The 21607-nt window shown below is 38.0% G+C and carries 22 protein-coding genes; 14 read left to right on the plus strand and 8 right to left on the minus strand.

Features of this window, described 5'->3' with window-relative positions:
• Window positions 1-57 precede the first annotated feature (57 nt).
• On the plus strand, window positions 58-723 hold the full coding sequence (locus tag D017_RS11835) for a uracil-DNA glycosylase (RefSeq protein ID WP_035336717.1): 666 nt from the start codon (window positions 58-60) through the stop codon (window positions 721-723).
• A 251-nt stretch (window positions 724-974) separates the two neighbouring features.
• Here D017_RS11835 and D017_RS11840 read toward each other — a convergent pair whose 3' ends face one another.
• The 6 genes from D017_RS11840 to D017_RS11865 all read right to left on the minus strand — a co-directional run bounded on the left by D017_RS11840 (window position 975) and on the right by D017_RS11865 (window position 7154).
• Window positions 975-1826 (minus strand): substrate-binding domain-containing protein, encoded by an 852-nt coding sequence (locus D017_RS11840; RefSeq protein ID WP_035336719.1) that lies wholly within the window; start codon window positions 1824-1826, stop codon window positions 975-977.
• Between the two features lie 4 nt (window positions 1827-1830).
• Window positions 1831-3885, minus strand: a complete 2055-nt coding sequence (gene ppk1, locus D017_RS11845; RefSeq protein ID WP_035336722.1) for a polyphosphate kinase 1 — start codon at window positions 3883-3885, stop codon at window positions 1831-1833.
• A gap of 112 nt (window positions 3886-3997) precedes the next feature.
• Complete coding sequence (locus tag D017_RS11850; RefSeq protein ID WP_035336724.1) at window positions 3998-4888, minus strand: nucleoside phosphorylase; 891 nt, start codon at window positions 4886-4888, stop codon at window positions 3998-4000.
• 3 nt (window positions 4889-4891) lie between these two features.
• On the minus strand, window positions 4892-5821 hold the full coding sequence (locus D017_RS11855; RefSeq protein WP_035336725.1) for a hypothetical protein: 930 nt from the start codon (window positions 5819-5821) through the stop codon (window positions 4892-4894).
• Window positions 5822-5868: 47 nt separating this feature from the next.
• The gene (locus D017_RS11860; protein ID WP_035336728.1) at window positions 5869-6201 is read right to left on the minus strand and encodes a translation initiation factor; all 333 of its coding nucleotides are present in this window, start codon (window positions 6199-6201) and stop codon (window positions 5869-5871) included.
• Window positions 6202-6203: 2 nt separating this feature from the next.
• A complete protein-coding gene (locus D017_RS11865) occupies window positions 6204-7154 on the minus strand; it encodes a 2-oxoglutarate and iron-dependent oxygenase domain-containing protein (protein ID WP_035336731.1) in 951 nt (316 codons plus the stop codon).
• A 251-nt stretch (window positions 7155-7405) separates the two neighbouring features.
• Here D017_RS11865 and D017_RS11870 point away from each other — a divergent pair, with 251 nt between their 5' ends.
• Window positions 7406-8044 (plus strand): SDR family oxidoreductase, encoded by a 639-nt coding sequence (locus D017_RS11870; protein WP_035336733.1) that lies wholly within the window; start codon window positions 7406-7408, stop codon window positions 8042-8044.
• Window positions 8045-8147: 103 nt separating this feature from the next.
• Here the strand turns inward: D017_RS11870 and D017_RS11875 are convergent, their stop codons facing one another.
• Complete coding sequence (locus tag D017_RS11875) at window positions 8148-9197, minus strand: NAD(P)/FAD-dependent oxidoreductase (protein WP_035336734.1); 1050 nt, start codon at window positions 9195-9197, stop codon at window positions 8148-8150.
• 81 nt (window positions 9198-9278) lie between these two features.
• Between D017_RS11875 and D017_RS11880 the strand changes: the two genes are divergently transcribed.
• The 11 genes from D017_RS11880 to D017_RS11930 all read left to right on the plus strand — a co-directional run bounded on the left by D017_RS11880 (window position 9279) and on the right by D017_RS11930 (window position 18728).
• On the plus strand, window positions 9279-11282 hold the full coding sequence (locus D017_RS11880) for an alpha-ketoacid dehydrogenase subunit alpha/beta (RefSeq protein WP_035336736.1): 2004 nt from the start codon (window positions 9279-9281) through the stop codon (window positions 11280-11282).
• A gap of 221 nt (window positions 11283-11503) precedes the next feature.
• Complete coding sequence (locus tag D017_RS15210; RefSeq protein WP_013752004.1) at window positions 11504-11665, plus strand: DUF1328 domain-containing protein; 162 nt, start codon at window positions 11504-11506, stop codon at window positions 11663-11665.
• Window positions 11666-11739: 74 nt separating this feature from the next.
• Window positions 11740-12225 carry a lipocalin family protein gene (locus D017_RS11890; protein ID WP_035336738.1) on the plus strand — a complete coding sequence of 162 codons (486 nt, stop codon included), beginning with the start codon at window positions 11740-11742 and terminating at the stop codon, window positions 12223-12225.
• Between the two features lie 35 nt (window positions 12226-12260).
• On the plus strand, window positions 12261-12971 hold the full coding sequence (locus D017_RS11895; protein ID WP_035336740.1) for an OmpA family protein: 711 nt from the start codon (window positions 12261-12263) through the stop codon (window positions 12969-12971).
• Window positions 12972-13056: 85 nt separating this feature from the next.
• Window positions 13057-14175 carry an FAD-dependent oxidoreductase gene (locus tag D017_RS11900; RefSeq protein WP_035336741.1) on the plus strand — a complete coding sequence of 373 codons (1119 nt, stop codon included), beginning with the start codon at window positions 13057-13059 and terminating at the stop codon, window positions 14173-14175.
• Entirely contained in the window at window positions 14175-14882 is a 708-nt protein-coding gene (locus D017_RS11905; protein WP_035336743.1) for a methyltransferase domain-containing protein, read from the plus strand. The genes D017_RS11900 and D017_RS11905 overlap by 1 nt, the downstream gene beginning before the upstream one ends.
• Window positions 14879-15931, plus strand: coding sequence for a type III polyketide synthase (locus D017_RS11910; protein ID WP_035336744.1), 1053 nt, complete (start codon window positions 14879-14881; stop codon window positions 15929-15931). Before D017_RS11905 ends, D017_RS11910 begins: the two co-directional genes overlap by 4 nt.
• A 3-nt stretch (window positions 15932-15934) precedes the next feature.
• Window positions 15935-16723 carry an SDR family oxidoreductase gene (locus D017_RS11915; protein WP_035336745.1) on the plus strand — a complete coding sequence of 263 codons (789 nt, stop codon included), beginning with the start codon at window positions 15935-15937 and terminating at the stop codon, window positions 16721-16723.
• Entirely contained in the window at window positions 16720-17154 is a 435-nt protein-coding gene (locus tag D017_RS11920; RefSeq protein WP_035336747.1) for a hydroxymyristoyl-ACP dehydratase, read from the plus strand. The genes D017_RS11915 and D017_RS11920 overlap by 4 nt, the downstream gene beginning before the upstream one ends.
• Complete coding sequence (locus D017_RS11925) at window positions 17154-18425, plus strand: beta-ketoacyl-[acyl-carrier-protein] synthase family protein (protein WP_035336748.1); 1272 nt, start codon at window positions 17154-17156, stop codon at window positions 18423-18425. Before D017_RS11920 ends, D017_RS11925 begins: the two co-directional genes overlap by 1 nt.
• A 54-nt stretch (window positions 18426-18479) precedes the next feature.
• Entirely contained in the window at window positions 18480-18728 is a 249-nt protein-coding gene (locus D017_RS11930; RefSeq protein ID WP_035336750.1) for a phosphopantetheine-binding protein, read from the plus strand.
• A 1-nt stretch (window position 18729) separates the two neighbouring features.
• On the opposite strand, the gene D017_RS11935 is transcribed toward D017_RS11930, so the two are convergent.
• Window positions 18730-19488, minus strand: a complete 759-nt coding sequence (locus D017_RS11935) for a hypothetical protein (RefSeq protein WP_035336752.1) — start codon at window positions 19486-19488, stop codon at window positions 18730-18732.
• Between the two features lie 202 nt (window positions 19489-19690).
• Between D017_RS11935 and D017_RS11940 the strand changes: the two genes are divergently transcribed.
• On the plus strand, window positions 19691-21547 hold the full coding sequence (locus D017_RS11940) for a DNA topoisomerase IV subunit B (RefSeq protein WP_035336754.1): 1857 nt from the start codon (window positions 19691-19693) through the stop codon (window positions 21545-21547).
• Window positions 21548-21607 lie beyond the last annotated feature (60 nt).

Consider the following 21607-nt stretch of genomic DNA (forward strand, 5'->3'; position numbering starts at 1 on the left):
TCTCTAGCTTTGAGTTGTCTAATAGCAATGACAAACTCTTATACAAAAATACGGATTATGCACGTAAATATAGAAGACAGCTGGAAGCAAGAACTCACTGCCGAATTTGAGAAGCCTTATTTTAAATCGCTTACCAGATTTGTAAAGGAGGAGTATGCTACACACACGTGCTATCCGCCGGCTGGGGAGATTTTTTCTGCCTTTGATCATTGCCCTTTTGATAAGGTAAAAGTCGTGATTATAGGTCAAGATCCTTATCACGGAGCTGGACAGGCTAACGGACTTTGCTTTTCTGTGCAAGATGGCGTAGCGCATCCTCCATCACTTAAAAATATCTTTAAGGAGCTAGAAACAGATATGGGACCACCTACACCAGTATCTGGTAATCTAGATAGATGGGCAGCACAAGGAGTTTTACTTCTCAATGCAACGCTTACAGTAAGAGCAGGCGAAGCAGGATCTCATCAAAAGCAAGGCTGGGAGCAGTTTACAGATGTGGTGATAGATACGCTTTCGCGAAAGCGTGAAAACATCATTTTCTTACTCTGGGGAGGATTTGCCAAAAAGAAAGGTAGAAAGATAGATGCGTCAAAACATTTTATCCTACTCTCTGGACATCCATCACCACTAAGCGCAAACCGTGGTTACTGGTTCGGTAATAAGCATTTTAGTAAGGTAAATGAGATTTTACTGAGCAAAGGAGAAGCGCCAATAAACTGGTAAAACAAGACATAAAAAAAACGACGCCGAAAATTTGAATTAGCTTTCAGCGCCGTTTACTTTAAAGGTTGAATATTATTCTTCTTCCTCTGCTTCAGGTTCTGCAACTTCATTGCATGAAAATTGCAATAGCAGGAAATTGATAGCAATTAGGATTGCCATCACAATAAAAAAAATGGTCATTAAAAAAAATAAGTAGTTTGTTACCTATAGATACATATCAATGGGAAAGGTTGCGTGCGTACTTAATAAAATTAGAGAGATTTCTTGAAAAGACTCGCATCAAGCTGATTATCTATCATTTTTAAATCTGATAGTCTTGATTGAATACGCACAATTTCCTTGTCTGTAATCTGATCTTGGGACCAAGTGGTCATTGTGAGCCATTTTTGAATATCTTCTAGCTGCTGCTCATATCTATTTGCAAGTGTGCGGTCTATGGAAGGTATATTTTTAAAATCTGCAGATACTGTATTAATAGTTTCTAGTACGACTTTGATAGCATCATTGTTTTCAGAAACAAAATCTTCTCTACCTGCGATTACAAAGCAACTCCAAGGTGTAGGAAAATCACCCAGTCTTTTGAACACTCCTTTATCTACAATAGGTTTTGTAGTAAAGTGTTCCCACATGAAATAATCTGCAGTACCTTCTGTAAGTGCTGTAATAGCGCCATCTAAGGTGTTTATTACTTCAAATTTGAGCTCGTCTGTATTCCAGCCTCTTTGCTCTGCTTGAACGTGAGCCATTACGTGAGATCCAGAGCCATAGCGGCTTATTGCACATACTTTGTTCTCAAGTTCTTCTATGGATTGTAAGGTGCTATTACCAGCAACATGCACCCCCCATTGTAGTGGAGAAGAGACAAATATTTGTAAAATCTTTGATGGATTACCATTTGCGATATCCTTAATGATCCCGCCAGTTAAAATAACTGCTAGATCAATCTCGTTATCACGCAAAGCTTTATTCATAGCACCTGTACCTTCTGGAAAATCTATCCACTGTACATCTACTCCCTGTTCTTTAAACATTTCATCTTCTATTGCAAGATGCCAAGGAAGGTTAAAATGTTCTGGTACTCCACCTATTCGTACTGTAGTCATATGCTTAATTGTGCTTCGCTTTTAGATAGTCAAAAATAGCATATTGTGATCTAATTTTTGGTGTTTCTTTTTCTGCTTTCGCGAAAGCGTTATTCTCTTCTTTATTTTGAATACGAGCCTTTACATTATCTGAAAGCTGAATGTTAAAAATCTCCATCAACTCTTTACGACAATCAGCATCTGTAATGGGCACAAGAACTTCAATACGTCTATCTAGATTTCTTGTCATCCAGTCTGCACTTCCCATAAATAGTTGCTCGTCACCATCATGATTAAACCAGTAAATACGGCCATGCTCCAGATATCTATCTAAAATTGAGGTCATGTAGATATTCTCACTTAGGCCTTTTACTCCAGGAATAAGCGCCGAAAAGCCGCGCACAAGCATTGTGATTTTTACTCCAGCTTGACTTGCTTTGTAGAGTAATTTAATCATATCCTTATCCTCAAGACTATTCATTTTTATTTTTATCTCTGCATGTTTGCCAGACTGAGCAAAATCAATCTCATCATTAATGAGCTTTTCAAAAGTGCGTCGTGTTGTAAAAGGAGAGACAAGCAAATGCTTGTTACGAGGTACAATGAGGTCTCCTTCTAGTACTTTAAAGACTCGGTTTAATTCCTTGCCCAGTTTCTTATCTGCCGAAAAGAAGCCATGATCTGCATAGATTTTTGAGGTTTTTGCATTAAAGTTACCAGTACCTATATAGATGTATCGACGGTTTTTTCCTTCCTCTTTGCGCTTTACAAGTAATATTTTAGAATGTACCTTGATACGCGGGTAGCTATAAATAACGGTAGCTCCTTTCTCTTCAAAAGTGCGTCCCCAAGTAATGTTATTCTCTTCGTCAAAACGAGCTTTTGCTTCTATAAAGATGAACACCTTTTTACCATTATCTAATGCCTTAAGTAGCGCCGAAGTAAGTGGAGACTCACTTGCTACCCGATATAGGGAAATCTTTATTTCTGTTACATCTTTATCTTCTGAGGCTTGCTCTATAAAACGCTCCACATAATTAAATGACATAAACGGAAAATGCACCAGATGATTTCTGTCTCTTAATACCTTAAAGTAATCTGTAGCATTTTCTAGAGCATTATGTTTTATTAATGGCTTTTTTTTAAAATGTAAATCAGGATTTTCGGTAGGATCGGGAAAAGCAAAAAAGTCATTAAAGTTGTGATAGCGACCGCCTGGCATCATGTCTACCTTACCTACACGCAAGAGTTTTCGTAATTTCTTTGCATCATCTTTATCCATAGATGCATCATAAAGTAACCTCGTAGGTTGCCCTTTGTGTCGTCTCTTTAAAGACTCATAAATACGGTCTGCAAGAATACCATCTAGCTCATCATCTAGATATAACTCTGCATCTCTAGATATCTTTACTTCAAAAATGCCACGTATTTCCTCATTAGGGAAAATTGTGTCCATTTTATAGTGGATAATATCGTCTATAAAAGTAAGATAATGCTCTCCACTTTCCTTGAGTAGATGTACAAAGCGATCTACTTTATGAGTAGGGATTGTTACAAATCCCACCTTTGAGTTGTCCTTAAAGAGAACGTAAAAGTATAGTGATTGGTCTTCTAGAAAGATATCATTCTTTGCTCCAATATCAACCTTTTTAATATCAATATGCTCTCTTATGGTAGAAGCGTACCAGCCATCTGCAAGAATTTTGTGCTTGTCTGTATAGGTTTTTGAGGTAAGGATGTGGATATGGTGCTTTTCTAGCTCTGGGATAATCACTTTTCTAAAAGTGTGGCCAAAACGTTGCTGTTGCTCATGCACCGTTGCTTTGATCTCCTTAACAATCTTATTAGGTTTAAGGGATAATTGCTTTCTAATTTCTTTTTTTACTCTTTTGAGTTGGCGCAATTGTGACACGCGAACTCTAAAAAACTCATCTAGATTAGTCGAGTATATCGCTAGAAATTTGAGACGCTCATACAGCGGATTATTCTCTACATCTTCGGCTTCTTGAAGTACACGCTCGTTAAAACTAAGCCAGTTTAAATCTCTATGTCTAAAATTTTCGTCGGTAAGTTTAATCATCTCAGAGTATTTACTCAAATGTACAAAAGCACTCCCCTGAAAGGATTAAGTCTATGTTAAAAGAGGAGCAGTAAATGCTCCTCTTAATAAAATGATATTAACCTAAAACGTATTAATCTTTTGTGAGTGCATCAAGTGTATATTGGATAAGAGCTTCGGTTTGCTCTGTAGGTTTTTCGCTAAAAGTCATATTTGCTCTATTGGCAATAATACAATTGAGAGATACAGCACGGTGTCCTAGTAATTTTGCTAGGCCATATATTCCAGAAGTTTCCATCTCTAGATTAGTAACCTTAAGCTCTTTGCTAGTTGCGCTTTCGCGAAAGCAAAAAGTTCCTAGCTTCTCATTCATGGTAGCGTCTGTTGTTTTGAGTCTTAACACTCTTCCCTGTGGACCATAGAATCCAATGTTTGTAGCAGTAAATCCATCCACCATTGTATCTGAAACAAATTTTGCTGCAAGTTGCTCATCACAAGAAACTACGTAAGGTTCACTCTTTTCTGGAGCCCATGACATGTGCTCTATAAAAGCTTTTTGTATTGCTGGATGCTGTACGTGTTTACTATCATAAAAGTGGAGTAGGGCATCCAGACCTATCGCATAACGGCTCATTAAGAAGGAGTTTACAGGTATATCTGCTTGAATAGAACCACTTGTGCCTATGCGTACAATATTTAAGCTAGTATGCGTTTCGTTGATCTCTCTTGTTTCTAGGTTAATGTTAACCAGCGCGTCAAGTTCGTTGAGTACAATGTCAATGTTATCTGTGCCTATTCCAGTAGAAATAACTGTGATTTCTTTTCCTTTATAAGTTCCGGTGCTTGTTTTGAATTCGCGTTTTTGTGTGGTAAAACGCACACTATCAAAGTATTTTGTCACCGTATCTACACGGTCAGGATCTCCTACTGTTATTATGGTAGTTGCTAGGTGTTCTGGTCGTAAATTAAGGTGGTAAATACTACCGTCTGGATTAAGTATAAGTTCTGATGGTGCTATTGCCATGTATTAAGTTTTTGTGAGTTGATGGTTATCGTCGTTGTAAACATATTCATATTTTGATGCACCTCCTAATGTGCAGGAGTACTTCATTTCTTTAAATACATTAATTGAATTGTCTAGAATGTTATTTGCCTTCTCTGTTAAAATGAGGCGATTGTCTATGTTTTCAAAAAATGGAGACATACGAGTTATCATTTTCTTGATTTGTATATCACCGAAGCCATAGTACCCTTGATAATTGAGCATATAGCCACATAATTGATGTTCTGTCTTGATGTTGTATGTCCTTATGAGTCTAAGCATATTTGTCTCTAGCGTATTGAGACCTGTAATTGCGCTAGGAAAACGTTCTTTATGAGCACTTATGCAATTAGATAAGTAAGTAAAATTAGAATCTTTGGCTCTTTTTGGATCTAACTTAAGTGGGTCTTTACCACAATAAAGTCTCCATAAATCATCTGCAATAAAAAGATCATGATTAGTAAGAAGTACTTTATCTTTATAATGAATCAGTAACTGCTTTTGAGATAGTTGAGATAGGGCAAATAGTTCCTTTTCTCCAGAAACCCTGCCGCTACATACTAGGTAAACATTTGCTTTGTACCCTTGAGATTTTATAAAACTTATGCACGCAAGCATATTTATATGACAAAAAAGATCATATTCAAACCACAATACAATCTCTTCATATTGATGAGCATCTGCAATAATGGCTAGCTGACTACCAAATATTTCGTCATAACCTCCTGCTTGGTCAGGGTAGTTATTTTTAAAAAAATCAACACGTGCTTTTCTAAAAGCCCTACTTGTAAGATCTACTATAGTTTTCCCCTCACAAAGCATCTCTCTCCATACTGCATAATCTCCCTCTATTTTCATGGTTAATAGGCGGTCATTAAGACTGTCACCATTAGTAACGTGCAACGTTTTTTTCATAATACGGAGGGATAATTAAAAAATAAAAACAGTTAAAAATAGATTTATTAACCGCCTACACGCTTTGTTTTAAAGCCTTTCTCTTTTAAAAAGCTCATAATGCGATCTCTATAATCGCCTTGAATGATAATACTTTCATTTTTAAAACTTCCACCTACACCGAGCAAGACTTTAATCTCTTTAGCAAGAATTTTAAAATCTGATGTAGCTCCAGTATAACCTTCAATGATTGTAATGGGCTTACCTTTACGTTTCTCATATTTACAGATGAGAGGATCGTCTTGTATCCAAAGCGTATCTTCAATATCAAGATTTTCGATAGGATCTTTTTCCGGAGTATGATCCGGAAAAAGATTCTTTAATTGATCGCCTAAGTCCATAATTATTCTTTAATCAGTCCTATTTCTACTAGGCGCTGGTGTAAAAAGTCTCCAGCAGTAATATCCTCAAAGGCCTTAGGGTGTTCTTCACTCACACACTCATCAAGACAATTCAGTTTCATGTCTGATCTTGGGTGCATAAAGAAAGGAATACTGTAACGAGCGGTTCCCCATTCTTCTTTTGGCGGATTTACCACTCGGTGTATTGTAGAGCGTAGTTTGTTATTAGTATGGCGCTCTAGCATGTCACCTACATTTATTACTAGCTCATCTTCATTAGGAATCGCGTCTATCCACTCTCCGTCTTTGCGTAACACTTGAAGCCCTCCAGCAGATGCTCCCATTAATAAAGTAATCAAGTTGATGTCTCCGTGTGCTCCTGCACGTACCGCTCCCTTAGGCTCTTGACTAATAGGTGGGTAATGAATAGGGCGCAAGATGCTATTACCATTATTTGCCCAGTGGTCAAAATAGAACTCATCAAGGCCAATGTATAATGCAAGTGCTCTTAATACGTAAATACCTGTCTTTTCTAGCATGCGGTATGCTTCCATACCTTTTTCATTAAATTCAGGTAATTCTTTTACTTCAATGTTTTCTGGATACGCTTCGGAAAGGTTTGCGTCTTCGTCTGCTTCTTGACCAAAATGCCAGAATTCTTTTAAATCTCCCTCTTTCTTACCTTTTGCATGTTCTTTACCAAAAGAAATATACCCACGCTGGCCACCGCCTCCTTCTATTTCATATTTTTTCTTAGTATCCTCTGGAAGTGCAAAAAAGTCCTTTACATTTTTATATAATCCATCTACAAGTTGATCATCTAGAAAGTGATTCTTTAATGATACAAATCCTATCTCTTCGTATGCTTTTCCTATCTCTTGTACAAACTTCTGTTTACGAGAGTTATCCTCGCTTAAAAAGTCTGCTAAGTCTACACTTGGTATATTATTCATCATTATTAATTTACTGTTGTCTTACGAAGATAGTTAAATTTAGGGGGTTAACGGCGTTATTGACAATTTGGGATGCAAAATTGTTAGTAACTTTTTGTGCGCTTTCGCGAAAGCGTATTAAGTCAACTTTAAAGCTATACTATGTTAAATTTATTAGTAATTGATAGTCAAAAAGATAGTTTCATATTAAATCCAAGTTAAACCAAATGCTCTTATGAAGTTAGAGCCTATTATCTTTCTATCTTTAGGTTATGGAAAAGATATTAGTAGCAGGTGCCCACGGTACCACAGGAAAAAAAATAGTTAACCTTTTAAATGAATTTCAATACTTCACACCGATTGCAATGGTGCGTAAAGAGGAGCAAAAATCCTTTTTTGAATCGCAAGGTGTTGAAACAGTTATGGGAGACCTAGAAGAGGATGTAAGTCCAGTTTTTAGTCAACCATATGATAAAGTACTCTTTGCAGCAGGATCTGGTGGAAAAAAAGTAGTTGCAGTAGACCAAGAAGGCGCAAAGAAAATGATTGATGCTTCAAAACAGAATAACATCAAGAAGTTTGTAATGCTAAGCTCCATGGGAGCAGATAATCCAGAAGAGGCAGAAGACTTGCAGGATTACCTAAAGGCAAAACATAATGCAGATGTGTACCTTAAAGAAAGCGGACTCAATTATGCGATAGTGCGTCCAGGAAGCTTAACAAATGATGAGCTTACAAATAAAATTGAGCTACAAGAAAAGCTTGGAAAGCACGGAGAAATAAGTCGTAATGATGTAGCTCAAACGCTGGTGCGCTCTCTTAATGACGATGTAGCAAACAGAGAAACTTTTGAAATTATACAAGGCGATACGCTCATAGCAGATGCCTTAAATAAAGTAGCAGTAGATTAAAAAAAAGTACAGCGGATTATAAAAATGCGACTCCCTTCGGTGAGTCGCATTTTTTTTGCTTTTAATTTCTGGTTATAATTTTTTGTCATGTTTGAGGAGCTCATTAAGAGCTTAATCGTTCTATAATTTTATCAGCAGTTTCATTTGCCGATGAAATTGCACCATCCATATAACCCGGAAAGTTTTTTGCACTTTCTGAACTTGAAATAAATAAATTGTCGTCCCATAGAGACTCTCGAAACAAAGGATTTCCATTATTTTGATGCGGAAATAATGGACTTTCAGATACTACATGAGTGTGTGACTCCTTGCTCCATACACATTCATGGTATGCTGTATACTCTTGAGCACTTGTGCCAAAAACACTCACCAGCTGATTTATAACTAGTTTTTTACGTTCTTCGTCACTCAGTTTTTTATAAGAGGTATTTATAAAGCCACTGAGAGCAAATTTTGATTTTTCAACATTTTCATGATTGTAAAATTCTGTAACTGGTCCTATGTTGCTAAAAAGTGTACTAGGCTTTTGCGCTGCTTCCCAGAATGGAGTAGGGTATGTGATTGCAACCTTTATAGAGTCTTCCATCCAAGTATGTGTTTGCAGTGCGAGCTGCGACAATTGAGATGGTAATGGTGGTGTAAAAGCAATTTGTGAGACCCATAACTTAGGAGGTAAAGCGAGAATTACTGCATCTGCTTCAAAGGTATCTTTACTTAAAACTAGAGCCTTATTGTTTACATACTGCACAGATTTTACAGATTGGTTGAGTAAGATATTTGTACTATCAAGCTTGTTGTAAATTGCGTCAATCAATGCAGAGGTTCCGCCTGCTATTCTATAGCTAGCAGCTTGTGGTGGGATTTCTATTTGCTGAGCTCCATTACTCCCTACGGGTTCGTAAAAAACAGTAGCATCCATGTGCTGTTTAAACCTCGAGATGTTTAACTCTTCTAGGAGACTTACAACCTCTGTGTGATAATCGCCAAACCACGTTGCGCCCATTTCTACGGGAGCTTGCTCTTCATTGTAAAGAGTGTGGATTCTACCGCCTATGCGAGATCTTGCCTCCAGAACGGTATATGGTATTCCTTGTTTTTGTAATCGATATGCAGTAAGTAACCCTGATAATCCAGCTCCTATTATTATAACCATAACACAAAAGTAGAGAAATCATAATCACTAGCGCTTTCGATGACTTAATTTGCTACATTTGAGGTAATAGACAACAACCTAATGGCGACTACAACAAAATCTAACATACCCTTTACTTACAATAGAGCATCTTTAGAAAACGATACCTTACTTAAACTATATAGAGCAATGCTTAAACCTCGTTTGATAGAGGAGCGCATGCTTATTTTACTAAGACAGGGAAAGGTGTCAAAATGGTTTTCTGGTATAGGTCAAGAAGCAATCTCCGTAGGAGTCACTGCTGCGATGAAGCCAGAAGAGTACATATTACCAATGCACCGTAACCTCGGAGTTTTTACTACTCGTGAGATTCCTTTATATAGATTATTTACACAATGGCAAGGAAAGATGAGCGGCTTTACTAAGGGGCGCGATCGTAGTTTTCACTTTGGCACGCAAGAATTTAATATTGTGGGTATGATTTCTCACCTAGGCCCACAACTTGGTGTAGCAGATGGTATTGCCCTTGCACATAAATTGCGCAATGAGAAAGCAGTAACCGCTGTTTTCACTGGGGAAGGAGGTACAAGTGAGGGAGATTTTCATGAGGCTCTCAATGTTGCATCTGTATGGCAATTACCTGTACTATTCTGCATAGAGAATAACGGTTATGGATTATCTACACCTACAACGGAGCAATACAATTGTGAGCATCTTGCAGATAGAGCAAAAGGTTATGGGATGGAATCTCACATCATTGATGGGAATAACATTCTAGAGGTTTACACTAAGATTTCAGAAATTACAGAAGATATACGTAACAATCCGCGACCAGTTTTAATAGAGTTTAAAACCTTTAGAATGCGCGGTCACGAGGAAGCAAGTGGTACCAAGTATGTGCCTGAAGACCTTATGGAAGCATGGGGAGAAAAAGACCCTTTACTTAATTTTGAAAAGTACTTGATGCAAGAAGAAATTCTTTCTCAAGAGACAAAAGATTCTTACGAGCTTTCTATTAAAGAAGAAATCACAGAACACCTAGATAAAGCATATGCAGAGAAGAATATTACTCCTAATCTAGAAACAGAAATAGCAGATGTGTATTCACCGTTTAGCTTTCGCGAAAGCGTACCAAGCAAAGACACAGAAGAGCTTCGCTTGGTTGATGCAATTTCCCAAGGACTGAGACAGTCTATGGAGAAGTATGATGATCTTGTCATCATGGGACAAGATGTAGCCGAGTATGGAGGTGTTTTTAAAATCACAGATGGTTTTGTGGAGCAGTTTGGTCGCGATCGTGTGCGTAACACACCTATATGTGAGAGCGCCATTGTAGAGACTGCTATGGGTCTTGCTATCAATGGTAAAAAGGCGCTGATGGAAATGCAATTCTCAGATTTTGCAACTTCTGGCTTTAATCCTATTGTAAACTACCTTGCAAAATCACACTATCGCTGGTCACAACCAGCAGATGTAGTGATACGTATGCCTTGTGGAGCAGGAGTAGGTGCGGGACCTTTTCACTCGCAAACTAACGAAGCATGGTTTACTCATACACCAGGATTAAAAGTTGTGTACCCAGCGTTTCCTGCAGATGCAAAAGGATTGCTAGCGACTGCGATAGAAGATCCTAATCCAGTCCTGTTTTTTGAACATAAAAAATTATATCGAAGCATCCGTCAAGAGGTGCCAACTAACTATTATACATTACCATTAGGCAAGGCATCTTTAATTAAAGAAGGAGAGCAAGTAACTATTATCACTTATGGTGCGGGCGTACACTGGGCAATTGAGTTGCTTGATAGCATAAATGTCTCTGCAGATCTACTAGACTTGCGCACTTTACTGCCGTTAGATAAGGAAGCTATTATTACTTCTGTACGTAAAACGGGAAGAGTGTTACTACTTACAGAAGACAGCGCCTTTGGATCTGTAATGTCTGATATTTCGGCAATGATTATGGAAACGTGTTTTGAAAGTTTGGACGCTCCAGTAAGACGAGTTGCAAGTATAGATACTCCCATTCCTTTTGATTCTGAACTTGAGAAACAGTATTTACCTGTAGAGCGATTAGCTACCACACTTCAAGAGTTACTAGATTATTAAGACAAGGATAAAAAAATTAAAAGCCCCTAACTACGTCATGTAGTTAGGGGCTTTGTTTTTATACGATGATGTAGGATGTTAATATTTTAAGCAAAAACCAATGTTTGCTATTATTATTGGCGTATTGTTAACAGATACTAGTTAAAAGCTGCTAAAGCATAAAAATAAAACGGTGTATCCAGATACTTTTACATCATACTAATCAATAAAAACAATATATTATGTTACGCTGGACAGTTATTTTTATCATCATTGCAATCATCGCAGCAGTCTTCGGATTTGGCGGAATCGCTTCAGGTGCGGAAAGCATTGCAAAAATATTATTTTTCATCTTTATTGTACTCTTCTTACTTTCTTTAGTAAGTAGATTATTTAAAAGATAAGACTATCTAAACATACTTAAAACGCAGCCTTTCACTTATGAAAGGTTGCTTTTTTTAATTTAACCCTAACTATTATGAAATATATAAAATCAGTAATACTCGTTCTTTTAGTTGCTACTATAGCAAGCTGTGGACCATCTCAAGTGGTAAAGCAATCTAAAAAAACACTTAAAGGAACTTGGACGCTTAACGAAGTAAGTTATGATCGTCAAGGAACTTTTAATATCAACCTTTTTAATGACGCATCACAAGAATGTATGGAAGGAAGTACATGGCGTTTTATTCCTAATAACAACTTTGGAAATTACGAACTTTCTGGAGTAGGCTGTGATACAGAGAAGCGTTACTTCGTATGGAGTATTCCAGATAATGAAGGTGATGATATGAATTATAATATTCTTGTGAAGCCAACGGATGCTAAAATGAAGTCTGAAACTAACGCTGGTTTTAGAGTAGCGCTTTCTTACCTTTCTGAAGACCAATTACAAATGTCACAAACAGTAAGTGTAGAGGGGAAACCTTTCAACATTACAATGAATTTTACCAAAATTGCAGAATAGTCTGTAGTTAACAATCAACCTAAAGAATTAAGATTATGAAAAATATAGTAAGAAATATTACAGTAATAGCACTAGGAGCAGCAATGCTTACAGGTTTCACAAGTTGTGAGGCTACCAAAAATGCAAACAATAAACAGAAAGGTGCTGTTATAGGTGCAACTGGAGGAGCTATCCTTGGAGCAATTATAGGGAATAATGCCGGTAAAGGTGGCAATGGAGAACTAGGAGCTGTTATAGGTGGTGTAGTAGGTGGTGGAGCAGGTGTCCTTATTGGAAACAAGATGGATAAGCAAGCGCAACAAATCGAGCAAGAACTTCCAGGAGCAACTGTAGAGCGTGTAGATGATGGTATCGTAGTAACTTTTGATGAGAACTCAGGAGTTTATTTTGATACAGCAAAATATAACGTGAATCCAGCTAGTCAGACATTACTTAATAAAATGTCTAATATAATGAAGGAGTATAACCAAACTAACGTAATTGTAGCAGGTCATACAGATAGCGTAGGATCTGATGTAAATAACATGACGTTATCTCAAAACAGAGCAAATGCTGTGACTAACTATATGGTAAGTACAGGATTATCTGCAGGAAGATTTACAACGGTATGGTACGGTGAAGCGCAACCAGCAGCTAGTAATGATACCGCAGAGGGACGTGCTCAAAACAGACGTGTACAACTTGCTATTGTTCCTAACGAAGAGATGAAGCAGGATGCCATGAAAGAAGCAAACGGAGGGAACTAATTCCTTCTGTTAAACAGAAATCACAAAATCCTCAAAACTTATGTTTTGGGGATTTTTTATGCGATCTAATCTGTAAATTCACATAGTGGAACAAGATTGCGATATCATAATAATAGGTGGGGGTCTTGCTGGACTCACAGCCGCTGTACACTTACTGCAAGCTGACTTCTCTGTGATGCTTATTGAGAAAAATTCATACCCTAAGCATAAGGTCTGCGGTGAGTATGTTTCAAATGAAGTATTGCCATATTTAGACGCGTTGGGTATTTATCCCATAAACAATTGCGCTAAGAAAATAAATCGTTTTCAATTTTCTGGACTCACTGGCAATGCACTTGAAATCAAACTTCCTTTAGGAGGTTTTGGTATCAGCAGGTATGCACTAGATCTAGCCTTGTATGAACGAGCTATAAGCCTAGGATTGGTATTTGAGCAAGCAACCGCTACAAATGTTACTTTCGGAAGAGAGCAATTTGAGGTTACCACAAAAGATAAAAGTTTTAGAGCACCCTATGCTCTTGGAGCCTATGGTAAGAGGAGCGGATTAGATATTACGCTTTCGCGAAAATTTATAAGTACAAAATCCCCTTGGATGGGTGTAAAAGCACATTATGCTGGAGAATTCCCAGAAGATTTGGTGGCATTACACAATTTTTCAGGAGGTTACTGTGGATTATCAAAAGTGGAAACAGATGCAATAAACGTTTGTTACCTCGCAGATGTAAATTCATTTAAGAAGCATAAAGATTTAGACACATATCGAGTTGAGGTATTAGAGCAGAATCGTTATTTAAAAGAATTTTTCGCGCAAGCGGAACCAATTTTTGAAAAACCACTCACCATTAGTCAGATCTCATTTCAAGATAAATCTGCGGTGGAGAATCACTTATTAATGATAGGTGATAGTGCAGGACTCATACATCCTTTATGCGGTAACGGTATGGCAATGGCAATTCATAGCGCAAAGATTGCAAGTGAGTGTCTTAGTAACCATATAAGTACTTCAAAAAAGCGGGAGCAGCTAGAAAAAGAATATACGAAGCAGTGGAAGCGAACCTTTGCGACTAGAATGCGCAACGGGGCGCTTATACAACGTGGCTTGCATAACGCAACAATAACTAGACTAGGAGTAGGAATACTTCAAAAATCACCTAGATTATTGAGTAGCGTGATACAGTCAACACATGGAAATCTTATAACATAATGAATTTTAAAAATCGTAGTACTACTCCTGAGTTAATGGATGATCCCAGTCTTCCAGAGGTAGACTTACATCTAGCATTAAAGGATCTCGCTACGGTAAATAAATACCTAGGTGGTAATCATATTACGATAACAGCGCTAGAAGATTTAATAAGCGCACATCCTGCGAAAAAGAAATGGAACGTTGTAGATGTGGGCTGTGGTGATGGAGAAGTATTAAGACACATAGCAAAGCATTTTAAAAATAGTGCTGTTGATATTTCATTTTTTGGGGTTGACATTAATGATAAAAGTATTGATAGTGCCCGAGAGAAATCTAAGGACTTTGATAACTTAAGCTTCAGCCGTCAAAATATATTAACGATAGATGATACTACGTTTGAATGTGATGTGATTATCTGTACCTTAACAATGCACCATTTTTCTGATGAACAACTACTTGTGTTTATGGAGAAATTTAAAAAATTGGCAAGTATTGGTATCATAGTAAACGATTTACAGCGAAGTAAGATAGCGTACCGTTTATTTCAGCTTTTTAGCGGTATATTTATGAAAAGTAAGATTGCTAAATACGACGGAAGAGTGAGCATTGCCCGCTCTTTTAGAAGAAAAGAATTAGAAACCTATTCAAAACAACTTGCACTAGACGACTATTCCATACAATGGAAATGGGCGTTTAGATATTTGTGGGTGATAAAAACTATATGAGCGTAACCATTACGACGGTAGCAAAACAGTTACCACAATATTCACGTACTACAGCAGAGATAATGCCTTTTCTAGACATATGGCTAGATGGGCAAGAAGATCGTTTTAAACGAAAGGTTAAGAAGATTTTTGGTAATGCAGCAGTAGATAAGCGCTATAGCATTATGGCGCCAGAAGAGGTATTTACAGATACTAGTTTTCAAGAGAAGAATGACATTTATACTCGTGAGGTTGTAAAGCTAGGAGAGCAGGTATTATCTAAAGCGCTTACTAAAGCTTCATGGGATGGTACTAGCCTTGACTATATTATTACGGTAAGTTGTACGGGTATTATGATTCCTTCGCTAGATGCATATTTAATTAATGCGCTCAAACTACGCCAAGATATTGTACGATTACCGGTAACGGAGATGGGTTGTGCTGCTGGAGTAAGTGGTGTGCTATATGCAAATGAATTTCTTAAAGCAAATCCTGGAAAACGAGCAGCTGTTATAGCGATAGAAAGTCCTACGGCTACTTTTCAACATGATGATTACTCGATGGTAAACGTGGTGAGTGCAGCTATCTTTGGAGATGGTGCGGCTTGCGTTCTCATGTCAAGTAAAGAAGAAGATAGCGGACCGCAAATAGTGGATACAGAAATGTATCACTTCTATGATGCGCAGGAAATGATGGGCTTTAAGCTTGTAAATAGTGGTTTACAGATGATTTTAGACCAGCGAGTGCCACAACAGATAGCAGATAAGTTTCCAGATATAATTCATCCTTTCTTAGAAAAGAATGGATATAGTATAGAAGATGTAAATCATCTCATATTTCATCCAGGAGGGCGTAAGATTGTAGAAACGGTTGAAGATCTTTTTGGTAAGCTTGGTAAAAATATAGATGATACTAAAGAGGTGCTTAAATTATATGGAAATATGAGTAGTGCTACTGTGTTGTACGTTTTAGAACGTTTTCTTGATAGAGAATGTGAGGAAGGTGACTTAGGAATTATGCTAAGTTTTGGTCCAGGATTTTCGGCGCAACGTGTATTATTAAAATGGTAAGTGATGAGTCAATCTTATAAAAATAAATACGCAGTAATCTTAGGAGGTAGCTCAGGTCTTGGGCTAGCCACCGCAAAGAAACTAGCGCATGAGGGAATGAACATTATTATCATTCACAGATCTCGTCGTAGTGTGATAGCAGCTTTTGAAGACGCTATGCGCGAGATGGAAGTTTCTGGAGCGATCATTTTATCATATAATACAGATGCCCTTAATGCAGATAAGCGTCAAGCAACTATTTCAGAAATTAAAAATACAGTTGGCGTAGGAGCAATAAAAGTAGTGGTGCATAGCATCGCGCGTGGTAATTTAAAGCCATTGTATTCAGAAGATAGTGCCACACTTAGCAATGAGGATTTCAAAGGTACTCTAGACGCCATGGCGGTAAGTTATTATGATTGGGTATCCGCTTTCGCGAAAGCGGAATTATTTACCCCATCTGCTAGAGCCATTGCATTTACAAGTGAAGGTAGCAGCAAAGCATGGCCACAATATGGCGCAGTTGCTGCAGCCAAAGCAGCTCTTGAAGCCATTTCTAGAGGGATTGCATTAGAGTTTGCGCCACTAGGACTTACGTCTAACTGTATTCAAGCAGGAGTGACAGATACAGAGAGCTTACGCCTCATACCAGGTAGCGAGCATATGAAAGAAATGGCACAGCAACGTAATCCTTACAAGCGGTTAACACTGCCTAAGGACGTTGGTAATGCTGTGTATTTGTTAACACGTGATGAAGCAGCCTGGATTAATGGCGCTGTGATTCCCGTAGACGGAGGGGAACACATACGATGAGTAGTGAAGAGATCATAGCGTTATTGCCTTATACGGCGCCTTTTCTATTTGTAGATCAAATAGAAGAGCTGGGCGACTCATATATTGTTGGTTCTTACACATTTTCTAGAGCATCTTATTTTTATGAAGGACACTTTAAGGGTAATCCTGTTACACCTGGCGTGATACTTACAGAATGCATGGCGCAAATAGGTTTAGTAAGTCTGGGTATTTCTAAGTTGGCAGATCAAGATCTAGCTGCTTTAAAAGTTGCCTTTACTAGCGCAGATGTCGAGTTTTTAAAACCTGTGATGCCTGGCGAGAAAGTGACCGTTGTGTCAGAAGAAGCCTATTTTAGATTTAATAAATTAAAATGTAATGTGAAGCTTCTTAATGCACAAGATGAGGTCTGTGTAAAAGGAACACTTGCAGGAATTTTTAGCACTAAATAATGAAGCATAGAGTAGTTATAACTGGAATGGGCGTTTGTGCACCTAATGGAATAGGGCTCAAAGCATTTTCTGATGCCATTTTCTCAGGTAAAAGTGGAATTAAATTTCACCAGAAACTAGCAGACCTCAATTTTGGGTGTCAGATTGCTGGACAGCCAGAAATTCCGGAAGGAATGCTCGAAAACTACTTTACAGCCTTGCAACTTAGAGATTTACAGAGCTCTGGCATTGAGTACGGAATGATAGCTGGAGTAGATGCATGGACGGATGCTGGACTCGCGCCTACAGATAAAGATACTGTCGATTATGATAGCGGAATCGTCTTTGGAGTTTCTTTACTAGGCGCCGAAAAATTTAGAAGTGCTATTTACCTAACTGATGAAGGCAAAGTACGCCGCTTAGGTAGTACTTCTGTTGTTCAAACGATGGCAAGCGGCATTAGTGCATATCTAGGAGGGTATCTAGGTTGTGGAAACCAAGTCACTACAAATTCTAGTGCCTGCACTACAGGATTAGAAAGCGTACTTATGGGGTATGAACGTGTGCGCAACGGTGATGCAGTGCGAATGCTTGTGGGCAGTTGTAATGATAGCGGCCCTTACATTTGGGGAGGTTTTGATGCGATGCGCGTACTCACAAAAAAATATAATGAAGATCCAGAAGCTGGAAGTAGGCCTATGCAAGAAGATGCAAATGGTTTTGTGCCAGGCGCTGGAGCCGGAGCATTAGTGCTAGAAACTCTCGAAAGTGCACAACAACGAGGGGCAAAGATATATGCCGAAGTTTTAGGTGGCGCAGTAAATAGTGGGGGACAGCGTAATGGTGGTACGATGACTGCTCCTAATAGTGAGGCTGTACAGCATTGTATTAAAACCGCCGTAAAAAATGCAGGAGTATCTGCGACGGAAATTGATACCATAAATGGGCATCTCACTTCTACTGGGATGTGCCCAACAGAAATTGCAAACTGGAGTGAAGCTCTTGAATTGAAAGGAGAGGATTTTCCTTATATCAATTCGCTTAAAAGCATGACTGGACATTGTCTCGCGGCGGCTGGGAGTATTGAGACCGTAGCAACTGTTTTAGAACTTGAAGAAGGTCGTATTTTTGGTAATATCAACTCGGCTCATATACATCCAGAGATACTAGAACGAGTAGCCCAAGATAAAGTACTTGCAAAAACTATTGATATGCCTGTAAAAGTAGCGGCAAAAGCTAGTTTTGGTTTTGGTGATGTTAATTGCTGTATGATTTTTAAGAAATTTGAATAACTAAAGATTTAAAACAACACACTGTGGTAATTATCACAGCTTAAACATAAAATTATGAATAACGAGCACTACGAAGCACTAAAGAATATCATCAAAATTTACTTACCAGAAGACGTGTCTGTAGATGATATAAAACCCACAAGTCACTTAACTCAAGAGCTTAATGTAAACTCTGCAAACCTTGTAGATATCGTGCTTGACGTAGAAGATCACTTTGATATTACCATAGAGGACGATGAGATAGAAAAAATGGAAACGGTACAGTCTGCTATCGAGGTTATCGATGCAAAAGTACAGTCTTAGGTTACTTTATTTCATAATTAGAGTAGTCGTAATCTGCTCTTAGATATTGTCTCACTTTTAAAGAATCTGTGCGGTAACTAGTACGCTTTCGCGAAAACTGGAATCCATCAACCTCAGTCATTTCATTATTAATGACGAGGCTATAATGATCTGAAGTTTGCACCCAGTAACCGAGCCATGTAAACGTTGTTGGCTCGTAATAAAGGCTCCAGACATCCTTGCTGCCTGTAAATGTAACGACCAGTTCATGTGCTTTTGCGCCTTCAAAATCTTGTAAGCCATTGTATACTTTTGTCGAACTATCACTGTCTAAGGTATAAGGCAATCCTAAAACGAAGGTTGCTGCATTCAATTTATTTTGTAGTGCAATTTTGGTAATAGTAGTGTCTGGGATATCATTTATAGTCTGGTATAAGTCTGTTCCTCTCTGTATGATTTCATACTTTCTCTCACCCGAAAACCAACTTATGCTGCGACGAGTATCATCGCTAAAGTCATAATCATGTAACTCGGCACGATCTATTTCTACCGTTCCGTCTTCTTGGTATAGATGAAAAGATTTTTTAAAACTTATGCTTTTTATGTTGTTGTAACGTTCTTTTTCGCCACTGACTTTCATTACTGTTTTCAATAAATCTTCGGCAGTTTTGATATGAGGTGATGCTGTTTTTTGGTCTCTATAAATGAGTAATATAGTTATAGCGCCGCCAACAAAGGCAATTAATAATAATCTGCGATTTAATCCATTTAGTACTGCCATTAAATTTAAATTTGTAAGGAGAGAAAGGTACAAATTGAATGATATTTAAAGAAAATAAGAGGAAATAATTCAATCAAATTTTCGCGAAAGCTTAAAGAATTAGGTAATCAACAAAGCCAATTTTAAAATTGTTAATTATTTCTCTATTTTGAGGTTCTCTAACCCATCGCAAGTCCTTATATTAGCGACTCCACGACATTTTATGGCTCAAGAAACACAATACAACGAAGATAATATACGCTCCCTCGACTGGAAGGAGCATATCCGTATGCGTCCCGGGATGTATATAGGTAAACTAGGCGACGGCTCAAGTGCAGATGATGGTATCTATATCCTTGTAAAAGAGGTGCTGGATAACTGTATCGATGAATTTGTAATGGGTGCGGGTAAGACCATTGAGATTTCTATACAAGGCGAAAAAGTAATTGTACGCGATTACGGCCGTGGGATTCCGCTAGGAAAAGTGGTCGATGTGGTTTCAAAAATGAACACGGGTGGTAAGTATGACTCGCGTGCATTTAAGAAATCTGTAGGACTTAACGGTGTAGGTACAAAGGCGGTAAATGCACTTTCTAACTATTTTAGAGTAGAGTCTACAAGAGATGGGAAGTCTGCAAGTGCAGAGTTTGAGCGTGGAGAGCTCACAAATCAAGATTTACTAGATGAGACCTCGCGTAGGCGCGGGACTAAGGTTTCTTTTGTGCCAGATAGTGAGATATTTAAGAACTTTAAGTTTCGCTCTGAGTATGTAGAGCGCCTTATAAAGAACTATGTATACCTTAATCCGGGTCTGACCATTGTTTTTAATGGTGAGAAGTTCTTTTCTGAAAATGGATTAAAAGATTTACTATCTGAGTCTATAGCAGAGGGTGATAGACTATATGATATTATTCATCTTAAGGGTGAGGATATTGAGGTTGCTATAACACACAGTAAAACGCAGTACTCAGAAGAGTATCACTCTTTTGTAAACGGGCAGCATACCACTCAAGGAGGTACACACCAAGCTGCATTTAGAGAGAGTATCGTGCGTACTATACGAGAGTTTTATGGTAAAAACTATGAAGCTTCAGATATTAGAAAGTCCATTGTTTCCGCTATAAGCATCAAAGTAATGGAACCGGTTTTTGAATCGCAGACAAAGACCAAACTAGGTTCTACAGATATGGGAGGAGACTTACCTACGGTAAGAACCTACATAAATGATTTTTTAAAAACCGCCCTTGATAATTTCTTACACAAAAATCCGCCAGTGGCAGATGCTTTGCAACGCAAGATTTTACAAGCAGAGCGTGAGCGTAAAGACCTCTCTGGAATAAGAAAACTTGCAAAGGAGAGAGCAAAAAAAGCGAGTTTACACAACAAGAAATTAAGAGATTGCCGTATACACCTTACAGATAGTAAGAAAGCCCGAAACCTAGAGACTACACTGTTTATCACAGAGGGAGACTCTGCATCTGGATCTATAACAAAGTCACGAGATGTAAACACACAAGCGGTATTTAGTCTTAAGGGTAAGCCTCTTAATAGTTACGGTCTTTCTAAAAAGATTGTATACGAAAACGAGGAGTTCAACCTATTACAAGCAGCACTTAATATAGAAGAGTCTATTGAAGATTTGCGCTATAACAATATTGTAATCGCTACTGATGCCGATGTAGACGGTATGCACATACGCCTGTTGCTAATTACATTTTTTCTTCAGTTTTTTCCTGAAGTAATTAAAGAAGGACATCTGTATATACTAGAGACGCCACTTTTTAGAGTACGTAATAAGAAAGAAACGATATACTGCTACAGTGATCAAGAAAAGGCAGATGCGATGGCAAAGCTAGGCGCAAAGCCAGAGATTACACGATTTAAGGGACTTGGTGAGATATCGCCAGATGAGTTTCAGTTTTTTATAGGAGAAGATATTAGGCTAGCACCAGTAATGCTTGACAAAGCACTTATGATAGAAGATCTTCTCTCTTTCTATATGGGTAAAAACACCCCAGATAGACAGAAGTTCATTATTGAGAATCTCAAGGTAGAACTAGATAGAGTAGTAGAGGAGTAAAAGAATAACGCTTTCGCGAAAGCGTAAAAAAAATGATTGAGGCAACCATTATAAGTTTTT

This window comes from Dokdonia sp. PRO95 (assembly GCF_000355805.1).
Lineage (GTDB): Bacteria > Bacteroidota > Bacteroidia > Flavobacteriales > Flavobacteriaceae > Dokdonia.

Excerpts from the sequence above, each read along its gene's own strand:
- D017_RS11940 (WP_035336754.1), top strand. The coding sequence starts at position 19,691 with ATGGCTCAAGAAACACAATACAACGAAGATAATATACGCTCCCTCGAC.
- D017_RS11935 (WP_035336752.1), bottom strand. The coding sequence starts at position 19,488 with ATGGCAGTACTAAATGGATTAAATCGCAGATTATTATTAATTGCCTTT.
- D017_RS11855 (WP_035336725.1), bottom strand. The coding sequence starts at position 5,821 with ATGAAAAAAACGTTGCACGTTACTAATGGTGACAGTCTTAATGACCGC.
- D017_RS11930 (WP_035336750.1), top strand. The coding sequence starts at position 18,480 with ATGAATAACGAGCACTACGAAGCACTAAAGAATATCATCAAAATTTAC.
- D017_RS15210 (WP_013752004.1), top strand. The coding sequence starts at position 11,504 with ATGTTACGCTGGACAGTTATTTTTATCATCATTGCAATCATCGCAGCA.
- D017_RS11835 (WP_035336717.1), top strand. The coding sequence starts at position 58 with ATGCACGTAAATATAGAAGACAGCTGGAAGCAAGAACTCACTGCCGAA.
- D017_RS11880 (WP_035336736.1), top strand. The coding sequence starts at position 9,279 with ATGGCGACTACAACAAAATCTAACATACCCTTTACTTACAATAGAGCA.
- D017_RS11860 (WP_035336728.1), bottom strand. The coding sequence starts at position 6,201 with ATGGACTTAGGCGATCAATTAAAGAATCTTTTTCCGGATCATACTCCG.
- D017_RS11895 (WP_035336740.1), top strand. The coding sequence starts at position 12,261 with ATGAAAAATATAGTAAGAAATATTACAGTAATAGCACTAGGAGCAGCA.
- D017_RS11875 (WP_035336734.1), bottom strand. The coding sequence starts at position 9,197 with ATGGTTATAATAATAGGAGCTGGATTATCAGGGTTACTTACTGCATAT.
- D017_RS11905 (WP_035336743.1), top strand. The coding sequence starts at position 14,175 with ATGAATTTTAAAAATCGTAGTACTACTCCTGAGTTAATGGATGATCCC.
- D017_RS11920 (WP_035336747.1), top strand. The coding sequence starts at position 16,720 with ATGAGTAGTGAAGAGATCATAGCGTTATTGCCTTATACGGCGCCTTTT.
- D017_RS11925 (WP_035336748.1), top strand. The coding sequence starts at position 17,154 with ATGAAGCATAGAGTAGTTATAACTGGAATGGGCGTTTGTGCACCTAAT.
- D017_RS11910 (WP_035336744.1), top strand. The coding sequence starts at position 14,879 with ATGAGCGTAACCATTACGACGGTAGCAAAACAGTTACCACAATATTCA.
- D017_RS11870 (WP_035336733.1), top strand. The coding sequence starts at position 7,406 with ATGGAAAAGATATTAGTAGCAGGTGCCCACGGTACCACAGGAAAAAAA.
- D017_RS11865 (WP_035336731.1), bottom strand. The coding sequence starts at position 7,154 with ATGAATAATATACCAAGTGTAGACTTAGCAGACTTTTTAAGCGAGGAT.
- D017_RS11890 (WP_035336738.1), top strand. The coding sequence starts at position 11,740 with ATGAAATATATAAAATCAGTAATACTCGTTCTTTTAGTTGCTACTATA.
- D017_RS11915 (WP_035336745.1), top strand. The coding sequence starts at position 15,935 with ATGAGTCAATCTTATAAAAATAAATACGCAGTAATCTTAGGAGGTAGC.
- D017_RS11850 (WP_035336724.1), bottom strand. The coding sequence starts at position 4,888 with ATGGCAATAGCACCATCAGAACTTATACTTAATCCAGACGGTAGTATT.
- D017_RS11840 (WP_035336719.1), bottom strand. The coding sequence starts at position 1,826 with ATGACTACAGTACGAATAGGTGGAGTACCAGAACATTTTAACCTTCCT.
- ppk1 (WP_035336722.1), bottom strand. The coding sequence starts at position 3,885 with ATGATTAAACTTACCGACGAAAATTTTAGACATAGAGATTTAAACTGG.